This is a genomic window from Burkholderia orbicola (genome assembly GCF_900100915.1).
GTDB lineage: Bacteria > Pseudomonadota > Gammaproteobacteria > Burkholderiales > Burkholderiaceae > Burkholderia > Burkholderia orbicola.
The window spans coordinates 171,198-186,900 of the sequence record NZ_FNKW01000003.1 but is presented as its reverse complement, the minus strand read 5'-3'; the positions used below and the strand labels follow the sequence as shown (position 1 = coordinate 186,900).

13 protein-coding genes are annotated in these 15,703 nt (G+C 69.0%); 2 read left to right on the top strand and 11 right to left on the bottom strand.

From position 1 onward, the window contains the following. Window positions 1–16: 16 nt before the first annotated feature. Window positions 17–1,384, bottom strand: a complete 1,368-nt coding sequence (locus tag BLS50_RS30700; RefSeq protein WP_074807159.1) for a sigma-54-dependent transcriptional regulator — start codon at window positions 1,382–1,384, stop codon at window positions 17–19. 332 nt (window positions 1,385–1,716) lie between these two features. Between BLS50_RS30700 and BLS50_RS30695 the strand changes: the two genes are divergently transcribed. Continuing rightward, entirely contained in the window at window positions 1,717–2,754 is a 1,038-nt protein-coding gene (locus BLS50_RS30695) for a sigma-54 interaction domain-containing protein (protein WP_027806760.1), read from the top strand. A gap of 22 nt (window positions 2,755–2,776) precedes the next feature. On the opposite strand, the gene BLS50_RS30690 is transcribed toward BLS50_RS30695, so the two are convergent. Beyond that, the gene (locus BLS50_RS30690; protein WP_074807156.1) at window positions 2,777–3,727 is read right to left on the bottom strand and encodes a glycosyltransferase family 4 protein; all 951 of its coding nucleotides are present in this window, start codon (window positions 3,725–3,727) and stop codon (window positions 2,777–2,779) included. After that, window positions 3,717–4,805 (bottom strand): glycosyltransferase family 9 protein, encoded by a 1,089-nt coding sequence (locus BLS50_RS30685; RefSeq protein ID WP_074808644.1) that lies wholly within the window; start codon window positions 4,803–4,805, stop codon window positions 3,717–3,719. Before BLS50_RS30685 ends, BLS50_RS30690 begins: the two co-directional genes overlap by 11 nt. An 89-nt stretch (window positions 4,806–4,894) precedes the next feature. On the opposite strand from BLS50_RS30685, the gene BLS50_RS30680 reads away from it, so the two are divergent. Continuing rightward, the gene (locus tag BLS50_RS30680; RefSeq protein WP_074807153.1) at window positions 4,895–5,947 is read left to right on the top strand and encodes an RNA-guided endonuclease InsQ/TnpB family protein; all 1,053 of its coding nucleotides are present in this window, start codon (window positions 4,895–4,897) and stop codon (window positions 5,945–5,947) included. Between the two features lie 13 nt (window positions 5,948–5,960). Here the strand turns inward: BLS50_RS30680 and BLS50_RS30675 are convergent, their stop codons facing one another. From BLS50_RS30675 to BLS50_RS30640, 8 genes are all read right to left on the bottom strand, one after another. Further along, a complete protein-coding gene (locus BLS50_RS30675; protein ID WP_053525348.1) occupies window positions 5,961–6,962 on the bottom strand; it encodes a glycosyltransferase family 2 protein in 1,002 nt (333 codons plus the stop codon). Beyond that, a complete protein-coding gene (locus tag BLS50_RS30670) occupies window positions 6,959–8,704 on the bottom strand; it encodes a carbamoyltransferase family protein (protein WP_074807151.1) in 1,746 nt (581 codons plus the stop codon). Before BLS50_RS30670 ends, BLS50_RS30675 begins: the two co-directional genes overlap by 4 nt. Before the next feature lie 3 nt (window positions 8,705–8,707). Next, window positions 8,708–9,913, bottom strand: coding sequence for a glycosyltransferase family 9 protein (locus BLS50_RS30665; RefSeq protein WP_074808646.1), 1,206 nt, complete (start codon window positions 9,911–9,913; stop codon window positions 8,708–8,710). Next, window positions 9,910–10,521, bottom strand: a complete 612-nt coding sequence (locus tag BLS50_RS30660) for a D-glycero-alpha-D-manno-heptose-1,7-bisphosphate 7-phosphatase (protein WP_011545589.1) — start codon at window positions 10,519–10,521, stop codon at window positions 9,910–9,912. The genes BLS50_RS30665 and BLS50_RS30660 overlap by 4 nt, the downstream gene beginning before the upstream one ends. Further along, on the bottom strand, window positions 10,512–11,261 hold the full coding sequence (locus BLS50_RS30655; protein ID WP_074808641.1) for an SDR family oxidoreductase: 750 nt from the start codon (window positions 11,259–11,261) through the stop codon (window positions 10,512–10,514). Before BLS50_RS30655 ends, BLS50_RS30660 begins: the two co-directional genes overlap by 10 nt. A 184-nt stretch (window positions 11,262–11,445) precedes the next feature. Further along, complete coding sequence (locus tag BLS50_RS30650) at window positions 11,446–11,973, bottom strand: hypothetical protein (RefSeq protein ID WP_074808638.1); 528 nt, start codon at window positions 11,971–11,973, stop codon at window positions 11,446–11,448. Next, window positions 11,915–14,695 (bottom strand): ABC transporter transmembrane domain-containing protein, encoded by a 2,781-nt coding sequence (locus BLS50_RS30645; protein WP_409410373.1) that lies wholly within the window; start codon window positions 14,693–14,695, stop codon window positions 11,915–11,917. Before BLS50_RS30645 ends, BLS50_RS30650 begins: the two co-directional genes overlap by 59 nt. Window positions 14,696–14,742: 47 nt before the next feature. Then, the gene (locus tag BLS50_RS30640; RefSeq protein WP_074807147.1) at window positions 14,743–15,678 is read right to left on the bottom strand and encodes a BON domain-containing protein; all 936 of its coding nucleotides are present in this window, start codon (window positions 15,676–15,678) and stop codon (window positions 14,743–14,745) included. Window positions 15,679–15,703 lie beyond the last annotated feature (25 nt).

Genomic DNA, 15,703 nt, shown 5'->3' with positions numbered 1-15,703 from the left:
AGCGGTCGTAGCGGCATCAGGAATCCGGCTTCTCCGCTTCATCTTCCAGTTGCGCAAGCCGGTTGTAGATCGTCTTCAGGCTGACGTCGAGCACCTCGGCCGCCTGCGCCTTCACGCCGCCGCATTGCGCGATCGTGCCGAGGATCAGCTTGCGGTCGACTTCCTCGAGCGGCGTGCCGAACGGCACCGTCACGCGATCTTCATGCGAATCGACCATGCTGGACAGCTCGTCCATGATCGGCGGCGGCAACGTGTCGATCACGTCGGCATCGGTGAAGATGCTCGCGCGCTGCACGAAGTTGCGCAGCTCGCGCACGTTGCCGGGCCATTCGTAGGTCTTCAGCGCTTCGCGGGCGGTGGGCGCGAACCGCAGGTTGCGGCCACTCTCCTCGTTGTAGCGCTGCAGGAAGGCATCGGCGAGCATCGGGATGTCGTCGCCGCGTTCGCGCAGCGACGGCAGCGGAATCGGGAACACGTTGATCCGGTGGAACAGGTCGGGCCGCAGCTTGCCGTCCGCCATCGCGGCTTCCGGGTCGCGATTGGTCGCGGCGACGATGCGCACGTCGACGTCGATCTCGCGCGTCGAGCCGAGCCGCGTGACGCGCCCGGTCTCCAGCACGCGCAGCAGCTTGACCTGCGATTCGAGCGGCATCTCGGTGATTTCGTCGAGAAACAGCGTGCCGCCGTCCGCGCGTTCGAAGAAGCCCTTGTGCTGGCGTTCCGCGCCGGTGAAGCTGCCGCGGTCGTGACCGAACATCTCGCTCTCGACGAGGTTCGCGGCGATCGCGCCGCAGTTCACCGCGAGGAACGGGCCGCGGCGGCGCAGGCTCAAGTCGTGCACCGTTTGCGCGGCGAGCTCCTTGCCGGTGCCAGACTCGCCGGTGAGCAGCACCGACGCTTCGGTGCGCGCGACGCGGCCGATCGCGTCGTACACGGCCTGCATCGCGGGCGAGCTGCCGAGCATGCGGCCGAAGCGGCCGAGGCGCTGCAACTCCGAGCGCAACTCGGCGATTTCCTCGTGCAGCGCGGTCGTGCGCGGCACGCGCGCGAAGATGCTGTTCAGCCGCTGCATGTTGAGCGGCTTCACCAGGTAATCGGTCGCGCCGCGGCGCAATGCGTCGATCGCGGTTTCGAGGCTCGCGTGGCCGGTGGTCAACACCATTTCGCAATGCCCGCGTTTGGGCAATGCGTCGAACAGATCCATCCCGTTGCCGTCGGGCAGCACGAGGTCGCACAGCACGAGATCGGGGGTATGCGTCGAGACGAGCGTGCGCGCTTCTTCAAGCGTCGCGGCCGTATCGCACGTCAATTGCTGCGTGCGTGCGAGCGTGGCGAGCATCGTTCGCGTATCGGCGTCGTCTTCGACGATCAGGACGTAAGGCATCAAGGCTCCTTGTAATGCGGCCCGGCGCGTGCATCGGCCGGCACCGCGGCACGTGCAGCGTCATGCGCGTCATCATCTTCGACGCTGCACACGAACGGGCAGACAGGCTGTCCTGCACTGAAAACGAGTGCTTAGCAGTATAGAAGAACGACGTCGTGCATTCGCCGCTCATCGAATAAATCTATCTGTCGCCATAAATCGCATTGCCAGATTCAATGTCGTCGAATCGGTATAAAAGGTATTCTGAGTACGTGAAAAACGACGTGTGCCACGTCCTTTTTTACCTGGTCCCGACACATTCGGTCAAAACTTCCCAACCCGGTTATTACTCCATGTCGAAATCCGATGATGACGGCACGCGACTGTTCGGCCGTTCGCGAACAATTCAGGATCTGCTACTGAAAGTGTCGCGCGTCGCCGCCACCCGCGTGAGTGTGCTGGTGGTCGGCGAAAGCGGTGCGGGAAAAGATATCGTCGCCCGGCTCATTCACGACATGAGCCCGCGCCGGCGCGGCCCGTTCGTGCCCGTCAATTGCGGCGCGATTCCGAAGGACATCGCGGAGTCGCAGTTGTTCGGTCACGAAAAAGGCAGCTTCACGGGTGCCGTTGCACAACATGTGGGCATGTTCGAGGCCGCGCGCGGCGGCACGCTGTTTCTCGACGAGATCGCCGAGATGCCGCTCGAATTGCAGGTCAAGCTGCTGCGCACGCTCGAAACCAACACGATCGTGCGCGTGGGCGGCCATGAGGCGATCCCGCTCGACGTGCGGATCGTCGCGGCCACGCATCACGATCCGGTCGAGGCCTTGCGCAGCGGCGCGCTGCGCGAAGACCTGTTCTACCGGATCGCACCGATCGCGCTGCACGTGCCCGCGCTCCGGCAGCGCGAGGACGACGTCGGCGACATCGCACTGCAGATCGTCGAACGGCTGAACGCGCGGCACCGCACCAGGAAGCGGCTGTCGACGCAGGCGATGAAGGCGCTGCGCGCGTACACGTGGCCCGGCAACGTGCGCGAACTGCGCAATACGCTGGAGCGCGCGTTCATCCTCGCCGACGAGCAGATCGAGCTGCAGTTGCCGCGCCGCCCGCCGCCGCGCGAGGAAGTGCGTCACAACGCGATGACGCTGCATATCGGCACGACGCTCGCGCATACGCAGCAGCGCTTCATCGTCGCGTCGCTGCGGCATTTCAACGGCGACAAGCCGCGCACCGCGAAGGCGCTCGGCATCAGCCTGAAAACGCTGTACAACCGGCTCGCGCTGCTGCCGGAAAGCGAGCGCAATGCGGTCAGCGGCAGCGCGCCGCCGGCCGCGAACGCGTCGAACGGCGGCAGCGCCTCCGCTTCGCCGCCCGCGACGATGCCGTAAGTGCGGCGGGCCCCCGCCGCCGTCACCCCGTCACGTCGCGCAATGCGGCGTCCCAGTCGCGCGCGAACCGCTCGATGCCGAATCGCTCGCACGCGTCGCGTTTGGCCGCCGCGCCCCACTCGCGCGCCAGTTCCGGATCGCGAATCAGCATCCGCATCGCGTCGACCAGCACGGCCGGCCGCGTATCAGCCACGCCGTTGCTGCCGGTCTTCACGAGTTGCGCCATCTCGGTGGTCGCGAGCGCGACGATCGGCAGCCCGACCATCATCGCCTCGATCACCGCGAGCCCGAGGCTCGTATAGCGGATCGGATTGAAGAAGAACCGGTAGTGCGACAGGAACTGCGGCAGCGCCGGGTTCGGCACCTCGCCGATCCCGCCAAGCTCGCTCGAGCCCATCCCGACCAGATCGATCGGCACGCTGTGCCGCACGACCTCGAACAGGTCCGCGCCGAGGCGCCGGCCGCGGCGCGCGAGGTTGTTCACGACGGCCACGCCCTTCGGCAGCGTGCCGTGATACTCGACACCTTCGGGCATCAGCACGCCATGCTCGATCACGCGCGTCGGCGTCACGCCGTTGTCCCACATCAGCGCGTTGAACGGCGTCACGTGCACCAGCAATACGTTCGGGTCCTGCACCGGATGCAGCGTGTCGGTCGGATGCTCGCGCGGCGGATCGTGCTCGACGAACAGCGTCGGCAGCGCGCGCTGCGCTTCGCTCAGCAGCCGCAGGCGGTCGTGCTGGTAATGCTTCACGTGCTGATACAGCACGCAGTCGAAGGCGGTGTCGCGCACGCACTCGGCCGGCACCTCGTGCACGTTGTCGCCCCACGGCAGGTGCCCGACGCGGCCCGCATAGCCGGGCGGATGCTGCGGCTTCGTCACGATGTAGAAATCGTGCGGCGCCTGCGACAGGTAATACAGGTAGTTGCCATGCACGTGCCAGGTGAGCACGCGCAACCGCTTACGTGACATGACGTCTCTCCTCCGCGAGCAGTTCGCCCGCCCGGCCGATCACGTCGCCGACGCCGATCGCCGTCGCGCACTCGTGCCCGTACGGGCACGTATCGAACATGCATGGCCGGCACGGCGGATAGTTCGCGAGCACATGATGACGCTCGGTGTCGAGCGGCGCCCAGCGGGCCGTATCGCTGCCGCACGCGACGACGATGCTCGGCGTGCCGAGCGCCGCTGCGACGTGCGATACGCCCGTGTCGTTGCACAACAGCAGCCGCGCGCGGGCGATCAGCGCGGCCAGCGCGCCGAGCGGCGTGCGGCCGCACAGGTTTACGCACGGCCGCCCGAGGTGTTCGGCGAACGCACTCGCCAGCGCCAGTTCCGCGCGCGTGCCGGTCAGCACGATCTGCCAGCCGTCGTCGGCGAGCTGCCGCGCGGCCTGCGCGAAGCGTTCGACCGGCCAGCGTCGCGACGCCATCCGCGCGCCGGGATGGACGATCACGTAACGGCCGGGGTCGAGCGCGTGCTCGTCGCAGAGCACGTGCCACAGCGCGTAGTCGAGGCCGCCGAGCGGGAATTCGAGGTAGTCGCCCCAGTCCGCGTAGCCGAGCTTGCGCGTGAGCGCCAGGTAGCGCGTCACTTCGGGTTCGTCGTCGCGCCACACGAGCGCGCAGTCGAGCGTGGTCGTGCCGCCGTCGGCCGGCACGAAGCCGGCCGTGCGCGTCGCGCCGAGCGACGCGACGATCGCGTTCGTGTGCGCGCCGCTGCCATGCAGCTGGATCGCGAGATCGAAGTCGCGCGAGCGGCATTCGGCGATGAACGCCTCGCGCGTGGCCGCGTCGGGTTCGGGCTGTTCGCCGAGCCCCGGTGCGCCGGGGAATGCAATGAAGCTGTCGATGTAGTCCGAGAAGCGCGACGCGAATTCGCGCGCCCACGGCAGCCCGATCAACGTGATGCGCGCGTCGGGTTCGCCGCGTCGCAGCGCGCGCAGCGCGGGCACCGCGCACAGCATGTCGCCGAGCTGCAACGCGCGGAACACCGCGATCCGCTTCGGGCCGCGCGAGCCGTCGGAATCGACGCCGGGATCGAGCTTCATCATTTGCTCCGAGAAACCCCGTCCTTCAGGACGGAGAGGAAAGGCGTGCTGTTGACAGGCAGCTTCTTCCACGGGTTAGGATCACCGGCATGATCCTTGTCTACCGCTATCGCGTGAAGTCGCTCAACGGACTGCTCAACAAGCAGAGCCGTGCGGTGAACTACGTCTGGAACTTCTGCAATGACACGCAGAAGCACGCGCTGAAGTGGAACAAGAAGTGGCCTACAGGATTCGACCTGAACGTGCTGACGACCGGCAGCAGCAAGGAACTCGGGATCCATTCCGGCACGGTCAACGCGACGTGCGAGCAATATGCGAAGTCGCGCAGTCAGCACCGTCGGTCCTACCTGCGCTATCGCGGCAGGAAGTCGCTGGGCTGGGTGCCGCTGAAGGGCCGTGACCTGAAGCGCGAAGGCGATGCGTTCCGTTTCGCCGGCAACACCTTTCGCGTGTTCAACAGCCGACCGCTTCCCGAAGGCAAGATCAAGGACGGGACCAACTTTGCGCAGAATGCACGCGGCAACTGGTTTCTCAATATCGTGATCGAGATGCCGGATGTGCACGCCCGCCCGATCCGTTCCGGGGTCGGCATCGATCTCGGCTTGAAAGACTTCGCCACACTTTCGACGGGCGAGAAGCTGCCTAACGATCGGTTCGGTCGATGCGCGGCCGAGAAACTCGCGAAAGCGCAGCGAGCGCGAAAGCACAAGCGACATATCGCGAAGCTGCACGCCAAGGTCGCGAATGCCCGTGCCGATTTCCAGCACAAGCTCGCGCTCGATCTGGTGCGGCGCTTCGATTACATCGCGGTCGGCAACGTGTCGGCCGCGAAACTCGCCAGAACCAGGATGGCGAAGAGCGTCTACGACGCGTCCTGGTCGTCCTTCCGGAACAAGCTCCGTTACAAAGCGATCGCGCACGGAGCCACGTTCGAGGAAGTGGACGAAAGCGGTTCGACCCAGTCCTGTTCGTCGTGCGGGTCGAAAGACAGCACGACGCGGCCGAAAAGTATCGCGGGACTGCGAATAAGAGAGTGGGCCTGTAGTGACTGTGGTGTCGAGCATGATCGAGATACCAACGCTGCTGTGAATATTCTCCGATGCGGACGTGCATCGCCAGGTGTGGGAATCATTTCCCTTTAGGGAGAAGAGGACGTCAAAGGAATAACACTCTGAAGTGAAGCGCGCCGCGCATGCGCCAGTACAGCGACACGGGCGGAATCGCGATGGATGTGACGATCATCTCGGCCACATGCGACACCGTGAGCTGCGTGCCGCGCAGCCGTTTCGCGCAGAACCCCGCAGTAATCGCGGCCCACACCGCCGCGCACACGATGGCCGGCGCCGGCCAGCCTGCCGCGAAACAGCCGATCGCGCCGAGCGCGGCGAGCACGGCCGCGTAGTAATGCCACGGCGGCGTCGGCCGGATATGACGCCGGTAGGTCGTGCGATGCTTCTTGTACAACAGCGCATCGAAATACACCTTCGACTGCGCGCCGATGCTCGATCCCCAGCGCGCGGGGCGCACCGGATGCACGATGCGCGCGGCGTCGGCCTCGACGATCGGCCCCGCATGCTCGCGCAGCGCGAACATCAGGTCGGCGTCCTCGCGCCACGCGCGCGTGAAGCGTTCGTCGAAGCCGCCGATGCGTTCGAGCGCCGCGCGCCGCACGAAGCAGTTCGCGGTCGCGAATTCCGCCTGCGCGAGCCCCGCCGCGTCGCGTTCGTAGTCGGTCGGGCGCGGCCGCAACGGCACGTCGATCCGGCCGGCCGCGGCCGACGCCGACGGCTCGGCCAGCAGCGCGGCTGCGCCATGGCGCAGCCAGGTCGGATCGGGAATCGTGTCGTCGTCGGTGAATGCGATCAGCGCGCCGCCCGCGCTGCGCCAGCCGACGTTGCGCGCGCCGGCCGGCCCCTGCGTGTCGGGCGCGGTCATGTAGCGGATCACCGGCACGTCGGTCACGCGGGCGCGGCACGCATCGACGACGGCGCGCGCACTGCCGGCCGGGTCGTCGTCCACGACGACGATCTCATAGGTGGTCGGATCGAACACCTGCACGCACAGCGCGTCCAGGCAGCGTTCGAGCAGATCGGGCCGCCGGTAGGTCGGCACGACCACCGACACCACGGGCGGCAGGTGCGTGTCGCGCATGTTCATCTGGGCTTCTCCAGCAGGAACGGGCCGATCACGAGCGCGTCGAGCGGCGAGGTCCAGAAGCATTCGATCGCGTCGCGCGGCGAGCACACGATCGGTTCGCCGCGCGTGTTGAACGACGTGTTGACGAGCACCGGCACGCCGGTGAGCGCGTCGAACTCGGTCAGCAACGCATGCAGCAGCGGATGCTGGGTTTCGTCGACGGTCTGCACGCGCGCGGTGCCGTCGATGTGGCGCACGGCCGGAATCTTCTCGGCGCGCTCGGGCAAGACGTCGTACACGAACAGCATGAACGGCGCGCGCAGCGGCGTGCGCCGGCCGCCGCTGAACCAGTGATGCGCGCGGTCTTCGAGCACGACCGGCGCGACCGGTCGGAAATCCTCCCGATCCTTGATCCGGTTCAGCTTCTGCTGCATGTCCGGATCGATCGGCGACGCGAGGATCGACCGTGCGCCGAGCGCGCGCGGGCCGAACTCCATGCGCCCCTGGAACCAGCCGATCACGCGATTCGCCGCGAGCAGCGCGGCCGTCTGCGCGGCGACGTCGGCAAGGCGCCGGTACGGCAGCTGCGCTTCCTTCAGGAACGCCTCGATCGCGTCGTCGTCATACGCCGGCCCGAGATACGCGTGATCCATCCGCCAGTCGCCGCGCGCACCGCGCATCCGGAAGTCGGTCCACAGCGCGGCGCCGAGCGCGGTGCCCGCGTCGCCGGCGGCCGGCTGCACCCATACGTCGTCGAACGGGCCGCGATCGCGAATCCGCGCGTTCATCACGCAATTCAGCGCGACGCCGCCCGCCATCGCGAGCTGCCGCTCGCCGGTCTCGGCGGCGAGCCAGTCGACCGCCTGCAGCGTCGTCTCCTCGAGCACCAGTTGCAACGCATGCGCGATGTCGTAGTGATGCGGCTCGATCGGGCCGCCGCGTTCGCGCGCCGGGCCGAACATTGCCGCGAGATCCGCGTCGAGCACGTCGTAGCGCCCTTCGCCGCGATACCGCACCAGCTTGCGCATCTCGTCGGCGAACACTGGCTTGCCGTACGACGCGAGCGCCATCACCTTGTATTCGTCGGACGAGTGCAGAAAGCCGAGATAGCGGGTCAAGCGCTCGTACAGCAACCCGAGCGAATGCGGCAGGTTGACCTGCCCGAGCCGCCGGTACGCGCGGCCGTCGAACACGCCATAGCTCGTCGTCGCGCGCTCGCCGCGCCCGTCCATCGTCATCACCGCGCAGCGCTCGAACGGCGCCGCGAGAAACGCGCTCGCCTCGTGCGCGAGATGGTGCTCGATGAAATGCCAGCGGAACGGCCCGTCGTGCGTGACGCCGCGAAAGCGCCGCTGCAGGTGATGCGGCGCGCCGCCCGCGAGCTGGCGCGGCGCGTTGACGATCGACGACAGGAACAGCGGATGCCACGGCGACGCGCCATCCTCGCGCGGCGCATGTGCGGACGGCGACAGCGGCAAGGTCAGTGCCGGCGCCGTGCCTTCGCGGTCGAGTTCGAACCACGGGTCGTACGAATACGCGACGTGGTCAACATCCGCGAGCGTGATGCCGGCTTCCGCGAGGCAATAGTCGATCGCGTGGAAAGGCAGCTCCCAGGTCGAGAACGGCACCGGGCGCTTCGCGTGCTTCACGTGCGTGAAGCGTTCGTCCTCGGCCGCCGCGATCACGACGCCGTTGCGCACGATGCACGCGGCGCTGTCGTGGAAGGCGGCGTTGATGCCGAGCGTATAGGTCGATTCAGGCATGCGTCAGTTCCTCGTGATGACGTGCGCGAACGGAAGCACGTTCGATGCGTGCGCCGCGACCGGCTCGCCTTCGTCGTGGGCGGCAGCCCGCTCGGCCGCGCGTTGCGCATGGCGCGCGCGGCCGCGCAGCAATGCGTGCACGGCGGCGGCGACGTCGTCGACACTCACGCCGCGCAGGCACGGATGGCCGGGCTGGTTGCACACGCTGCGATAGCAGTTGCGGCACGGCACGTCGACGTTCAGCACACGGTGCGGCACCCGCCACGGCGTGTGCTGCGGATTGGTCAGTGCGTACAGGTCGACCACCGGCGTGCCGAGCGCGGCCGCGAGATGCACGGGGCCGCTGTTGTTCGACAGCAGCAGGTCGGCCGTCTCGATCAGCGCGCCGAGCTCGCCGAGCGGCAACACGCCGGCGAGCGGCACCGCGCGCGGCCCCGCCCGTTCGCACACCGCGTCGACCAGCGCGCGTTCGTCCGCGCTACCCGTCACCGCGATGCCGTCGAACAGCGGCGCGACCGCGGCGGCCGCTTCGCCGAAGCGCTCGGCCGGCCAGCGCCGCGACGCGGCGGTCGCGCCCGGATGGACGACCAGCCAGCGCGCGCGCGTCGCTCCCGGCTCACGCGCGCCGCCGACGCGCTGCAACGCGGCCTGCAGGCGCGCGTGCACCGCACGCCGCGCCGCGTCGCCCGGCTCGAACGCCATCCGCCAGTCCGACGTCTTCGCGCCGATCGCACGCACCAGCGCGAGCTGGCGCGCGACCTCGTGGCGCACGTGCGATTCCGGCTCGGTTTCCGGCACGCGGTCGGTCAGTAGTTCGTACGGGTTCTCGCGGCAATGCGCGAGCCGCAGCGGAATGCCGGCGAGCCAGCACATCATCGCGGCGGGCAACGGATTCTGGCTGTAGACGGTGAAGATCACGGCCGCGTCGAAGCGGCCCGCCAGCAGCCGGTCGATCATGTCGAGATCGGCCACCGGATCGCCGCGCACGTCCGGATGCTTGACCCATGGCGCGTCGTAGCTCCACACGTCGTCGACCATCGGCAGATGCTTCGCGAGCGCCGCGCCCGTGCGCGACGTCAGCAGCGTCAGCTGGCGATCGGCGCCGCTCTCCTTCAGCGCGCGCAGCGCGGGCGTGGTCATCAGCACGTCGCCGATGCTGTCGAGCCGCACGCACAGGATGCGGCGGGCGCGGCTCCAGGCCGTGCTCATCGCCGGACCCACGAGCCGTGCCGGCGCACGGCTTCGCGCACGACGATGTCAGCGGCCAGGTCGATGCGATCGACGACGTGGTGCGGCGTGCGCGCGGCGTTGAGCTGCCATTCGGTCTCGTTGCCGCAGTCGACCAGGATCGTGCCGCAGCGCGCGGTGCGGCCGGCCTCGACGTCATCGAGAATGTCGCCGATCATCCAGCTCCATTCGGGCACGGCGCCGAGCGCGCTCAGCGCGCGGCGCAGCATGCCCGGGCGCGGCTTGCGGCAGATGCAGTCACAGGTGTAGCGCGGCACGCTGCCCCGCGGGTGATGCGGGCAGTAAAAAAAATCCGCCAGCGTCGCGCCGTTTGCTTCGAACAGTTCGGCGAGACGCTGGCGGACCGCGCCAAGCTCGTTTTCGGTAAAGCGGCCGAGCGCGACGCCCGGCTGGTTCGACACGACCGCCAGCGGCATGCCGGTCGCGCCGAGCGTGCGCAGCGCGCGCGCGGCGCCCGGCGCGAGGCGCATGCGCGCGGGGTCGACGTTGTACGGCACGTCGTCGAGCAGCGTGCCGTCCTTGTCGAGCAGCACCGCGCCGGGCAGCCGCCGTTCGCGCTTCAGGGCCATGACGTCTCCTTCATCGGCAGCACCATCAGCTCCGGCACCACGGTGCCCGGCGGCTGGGTCAGCACGAAGCGCACGGCGGCCGCGACGTGCTCGGGCGGCTGCAGCGTGTCCTCGTCGATGTCCGGGAAACGGTCGAGCAGGAACGGCGTGCGCATCCCGCCCGCGACGATCGCCGACACGCGCACGCCGCTCGGCCGCAGTTCGGCGTGCAGCGCGTGCGACAGCCCGAGCAGCCCCCACTTCGTCGCGTGATACGCGGACGCGTTCGGCCACGCGCGCTTGGACGCGGTCGACGCGATGTTGACGATATGCCCGTTACCGCGCGCCTTCATCATCGGCACGGCCGCGTGACACATCAGGTACGGGCCGAACAGGTTCGTCATCAGCACCTGCTGCCACGCGTCGACGCTCACGTCGTCGATCGGCGCGGTGACGTCGATCGCCGCGTTGTTGACGATCACGTCGAGATCGCCGAGTGATTCGCGCGCGTCGTGCACGACCTGCAGCACCGATGCCTCGTCGCGCACGTCGAGCGGCCGGCCCACCGCCTGTCCGCCGTGCCGCTCGAGCCGCTGCGCGACGGCCGCCGCGCGGTCGCCGTCGAGATCGGCGACGACGACGTGCGCGCCGTGCTGCGCAAGCTCTTCGCAAATGGCTTCGCCGAGACCGCGGCCGCCCCCGGTCACGAGTGCGGTCCGGCCGGCGAGCGGCGGTTTGGCTGGATCGTGAGTCGCGTTCACCTGCACCTCCTGTCGATGTCGGAAAACCATCCGGCTGACGGCGACACTTGTCGCGACAACCGTCCGTGGAAGAGGTACAGCGAAAACCGTGCCGGCCTGCGTGTGCCCGTGCCGCATCGGGCGCCGGTGTCAGGTCGCTGGCTTTTTTATAACCGGCTGTAAAAAGCGGGACGAACCGGCCCGCTCAGATCGCGAGCGCGTCGGGCGTGGCTTGCGCGCGGTGCTTCGCGAGCGCGCGCAGGCAGTGCGCGATACAGCCCGCGAACGCCTCGTCGAACCATGGCTGCGCACCCGACACGCCGACCACGATGCCGCCGAGCGCGACACCGCCCCACAGGTTCGTGTCGCCCGCGCGCAACCGATACGGCTCCAGCGCCTGCACGACGTGGCCGTCGCGGCCCGTTTCCCACGACAGCCGCGCCTTGGCCCGCGCATACGCGCGATAGTCGGCGTCCCAGTCCTTCGGATCGGGCAGCGAAAACTCATACAGGATCGCGTCCTCGAACGCCGCGTCGTGCGGCCCGAGCGCCGGGTCCATGATCACGATGTGCAGGCAGCCGCTGTCGCCGACGAAGTCGCTCTGCAGCGCGGCGGACAGGGTCGGCAACAGCAGCTCGACGGCCGCCACCGCGGCCTGGCGGTCGGCGAACGCACTACCGCCGCGACGCGCGTTCAGGGCTTCGGGTGTCGTCGGGTTCAGAAGGTTCGGCATGGATTTCTCCAGAGGAAAACGCGAGCGCACGCAACGCCGCGATCAGGTCGGCCGCTACCGCGGGCTTGGTCAGGTATGCATGGAAACCGGCTTCGACCGCGCGCGTGCGGTCGCGATCGCGCGCATGGCCGGACAAGGCCAGCGCCTCGAGCGGCGCGCGGCCGTCGCGATCGCGCGCGGCGTCGAGCTGACGCACGCGCGACATCACCGTATAGCCGTCCTCCTCGTCGTCGCCGAGATCGATGTCGCAGACGAGCAGCGCCGGCCAGTCGGCCCGGCGCGCGCGCCACAGGTCGTCCAGCAACGCCTGGCCCGACGCATACGCGTGCACGTCGGCGCCCGCCACCTTCAGCAGCGCGCCGAGCGCCTCGCGCGCCTCGTCGTGATCGTCCACGCACGCGATGCGCAGGCCGTCGAGCGGCTTGGCCGCGTTCGGCACGGCGCCGTCGGGTTGCATCGACGCCGGTGCCACCGCGTACATCGGCAGCGAAACGTGCAGCGTCACGCCGGTATCGTCGCGTTCGCGCACGACGTAGCCGCCGGCCTCCTCGATCGCGTCCTGCAATCGTTCGAGATCGATCAGCGACAGCTCCGTTGCGTCGACGCCCGTGCACGCGATCGTGATGCGCGCTTCCGGGTCGTGGCGCGCGGTGCGCACCTCGAGCTGCCCGCCGCTGCTCGCTTCGATGGCGCCGCGACACAGCTCCCACACGAAGCGCCGCAGCGCGGCCGGATCGGCGTTGACGACGAGATCCTCGTCCGACACATGGCGAAACACCGGCACGCCGCGCCGCGCGGCCGCCTCCGCCAGCGAATCGAGCACCTGCGACACGAGCGGGTTGATCCGCACCGGCTGCCGCGCGAACTTCGCCTCCGTGCGCTCCAGTTCGCGCTGCTTCGCCTGCAGCGACCACATCTGCGCATACACGCCGCCGCTTTCGAGCAGTTCGTCGTGGGTGCCGTGCTCGACGAGCCGGCCGTGCTCCATCACGAGGATGCGATCCGCGTCGACGATGGTCGACAGCCGGTGCGCGATGATGAGGCTCGTGCGATGCTGCGCGACGCGCATCAGCTCTTGCTGGATCGCACGCTCCGAGCGCGTGTCGAGCGCCGACGTCGCCTCGTCGAACACGACGATCGGCGGCGCCTTCAGCAACGCGCGCGCGATCGCGACCCGCTGCCGCTCGCCGCCCGACAGCCGTACGCCACGCTCGCCGACACGCGTGTCGTATGCATCGGGCAGCCGCTCGATGAACGCGTCGAGCTGCGCGCCGCGCGCGGCCGCGATCACCTCGCCGCGGGTCGCGTCGCGCTTGCCGTACGCGATGTTGTACGCGAGCGTGTCGTTGAACAGGATGGTGTCCTGCGGGACGATGCCGAGCGCGTCGCGCAGGCTGCGCTCGGTGACGAGCCGCAAGTCCTGCCCGTCGATCCGGATCGTGCCCGCATCGGGCTGGTACAGCCGGAACAGCAGCCGCGCGAGCGTCGACTTGCCGGAGCCGCTGCCGCCGACCACCGCGACCGTCTGCCCGGGCTCGATGCGGAACGACACGTCGAACAGGATCTGCCGGCTCGGCTCGTAGCCGAAGTCGACGTGCTCGAACTCGATCGCGCCGCCGCGCACGACGAGCGGCTGCGCGCCGGGCGCATCGCCGTCCTCGCCCGGCTTGCCGCGCGCGTCGAGCAGCCCGAACAGCCGCTCGATGTTCGTCATCGCGTCGTTCGCCTCGCGGAACACGAAGCCGAGCGCATTCAGCGGCAGGCTGATCTGGATGATGTACGCGTTGATCAGCACGAGATCGCCGATCGTCATCGCGCCGCGCGCGACCTGCTGCCCGGCGAGCAGCATCACGGCCGCGATCCCCGCGCCGATGCATGCGCTCTGCCCGATATGCAGCGCCGACAGCGCGTACTGGTTGTCGACGCCGGCCTCGCGCCATTCGTCGAGCACGCGGTCGAGCCGGTCGCGCTCGACGTCCTCGCGCGCGAAATACTTGACCGTATCGACGTTCAGCAGGCTGTCGACCACGCGCGAATTCGACTCGGCCTCGAGCGCGTTCACGCGCCGCTGGTAACGCATGCGCCGGCGCGTAAACACCACCGTATACGCCGCGTAGACGGCGAACGTGGCGAAAATGATCGCCGTGAAGCCGCCGCCGTACTTGCTGATCACGATCACCAGCACCGAGCCGATCTCGATGGCCGTCGGCACGATCGTAAACACCGCGACGCCGAGCAGGTAGCCGATCCCGGCCGTGCCTTTCTCGAGATCGCGCACGACGGCGCCCGTCTCGCGCTGCGCATGAAAGCGTGCACCGAGCCGATGCAGGTGGCCGAACGTGCGCACGGTAAACGTCGCGACCGTATGCTGCGTGACCTGCACGAAGGTCATGTCGCGCACTTCGTTCAGTGCGTTGGACGCGAAGCGCACGACCGCATACGCGAACAGCAGCAGCACCGGCCACGTCATCGGCTGGCCGGCCACGCGGCCGAAACCGTCGACGATGTCCTTGAGCAGCAGCGGCACCGACACGGCCGCCGCTTTCGCGAGCACCAGCAGCACGATCGCCGCGAGCACGCGCGCGCGGTAACGCCAGATCGCGCGCCACAGTTCGACCGCGATCCGCATCCGCAGGCCGCGCCCGTCGCGGCGCCCTCGACGGTCGCGGCCGGCTGCCGCCTCACGATCCTTGATGGGCGTTTCGTCGATTCCGGTCGTCATGCACGCATTGCTCGCGGTCGGGGACGGGCCGTTTCACGCACGGGTGGTCAGTGGCGCGGTTCGCGCTCGCGGCCGCCCACGACGGTGCCGGGCTCGGGGTCACGCGCCGCCGGCTGGGTGGGCGTGACGGTCCGCTGGTCCGGGTGCAGCACCATGCCGGCATCGGGTTCGTTGTCACGGCGCACACGCACGCGATTCTCGACGTCCTGCACGCCCAGGCAACCGTCCGCCAGATCCTCGATGTCGTGCTTCATCCAGCGCGCCGGCACCGTGCCCTCCAGCTCGACGCGCCCCGCCTTCACCTGCACGGTGACGTCGCTCACGTCGATCTCCAGCGCATGCGCGAGCCGCTCGCAGACGTCCTCGCGAATCCGCTCGTCCGAGCGCGTATAGCCTTTCGGCCCGCGGCGATGGCGCAGCGCGTCGCGTTCGGTGTCCCTGCCGAAGCGCGACAGGTCGGGGGCGCTGCCGCCGTAGCGCGGGTCGCCTCGGGGGTCGCCTCGGGGGTCGCCTCGGGGGTCGCCTCGGGGGTCGCCTCGGGGGTCGCCTCGGGGGTCGCCTCGGGGGTCGCCTATATCGCGCTCGCTGCCGTACCAGCCCATCCGGTGATGGCCGCGGTATTCCGGGCGCTCGCCGCCGTACCGCCCTTCGCGGCCCTGCGCGCGGCGGCCCGGGTCACCGTAGCCGCGCTCGGCGCCCCGCGCCGGCTCGCGCGCGCCGCCCGGCCAGTCCGGGTCGGCCGCGGCGCGCTGCTGGTCGGCCGGCCGCGCGGCCCGCTCGGTCCATTCGCTGCCCCAGTCTTCCGGGCCCACATCCTCGCTCGCGAATCGACGGTAAGCCGATTCGTAGTCTTCTTCCGGCCACCGTGCCGGGTCGTCCGGGATGCCGCGCTCGCCAGCGCCCCGGTACGCGCGTTCATTGCGCTCGCGCCAGTCGGGCGGGCCGCCACGCTCGCCATGCCGTCCGGGATATCGTCGTTGCATCGTGTCTCTCCTTGATCGCCTGCGC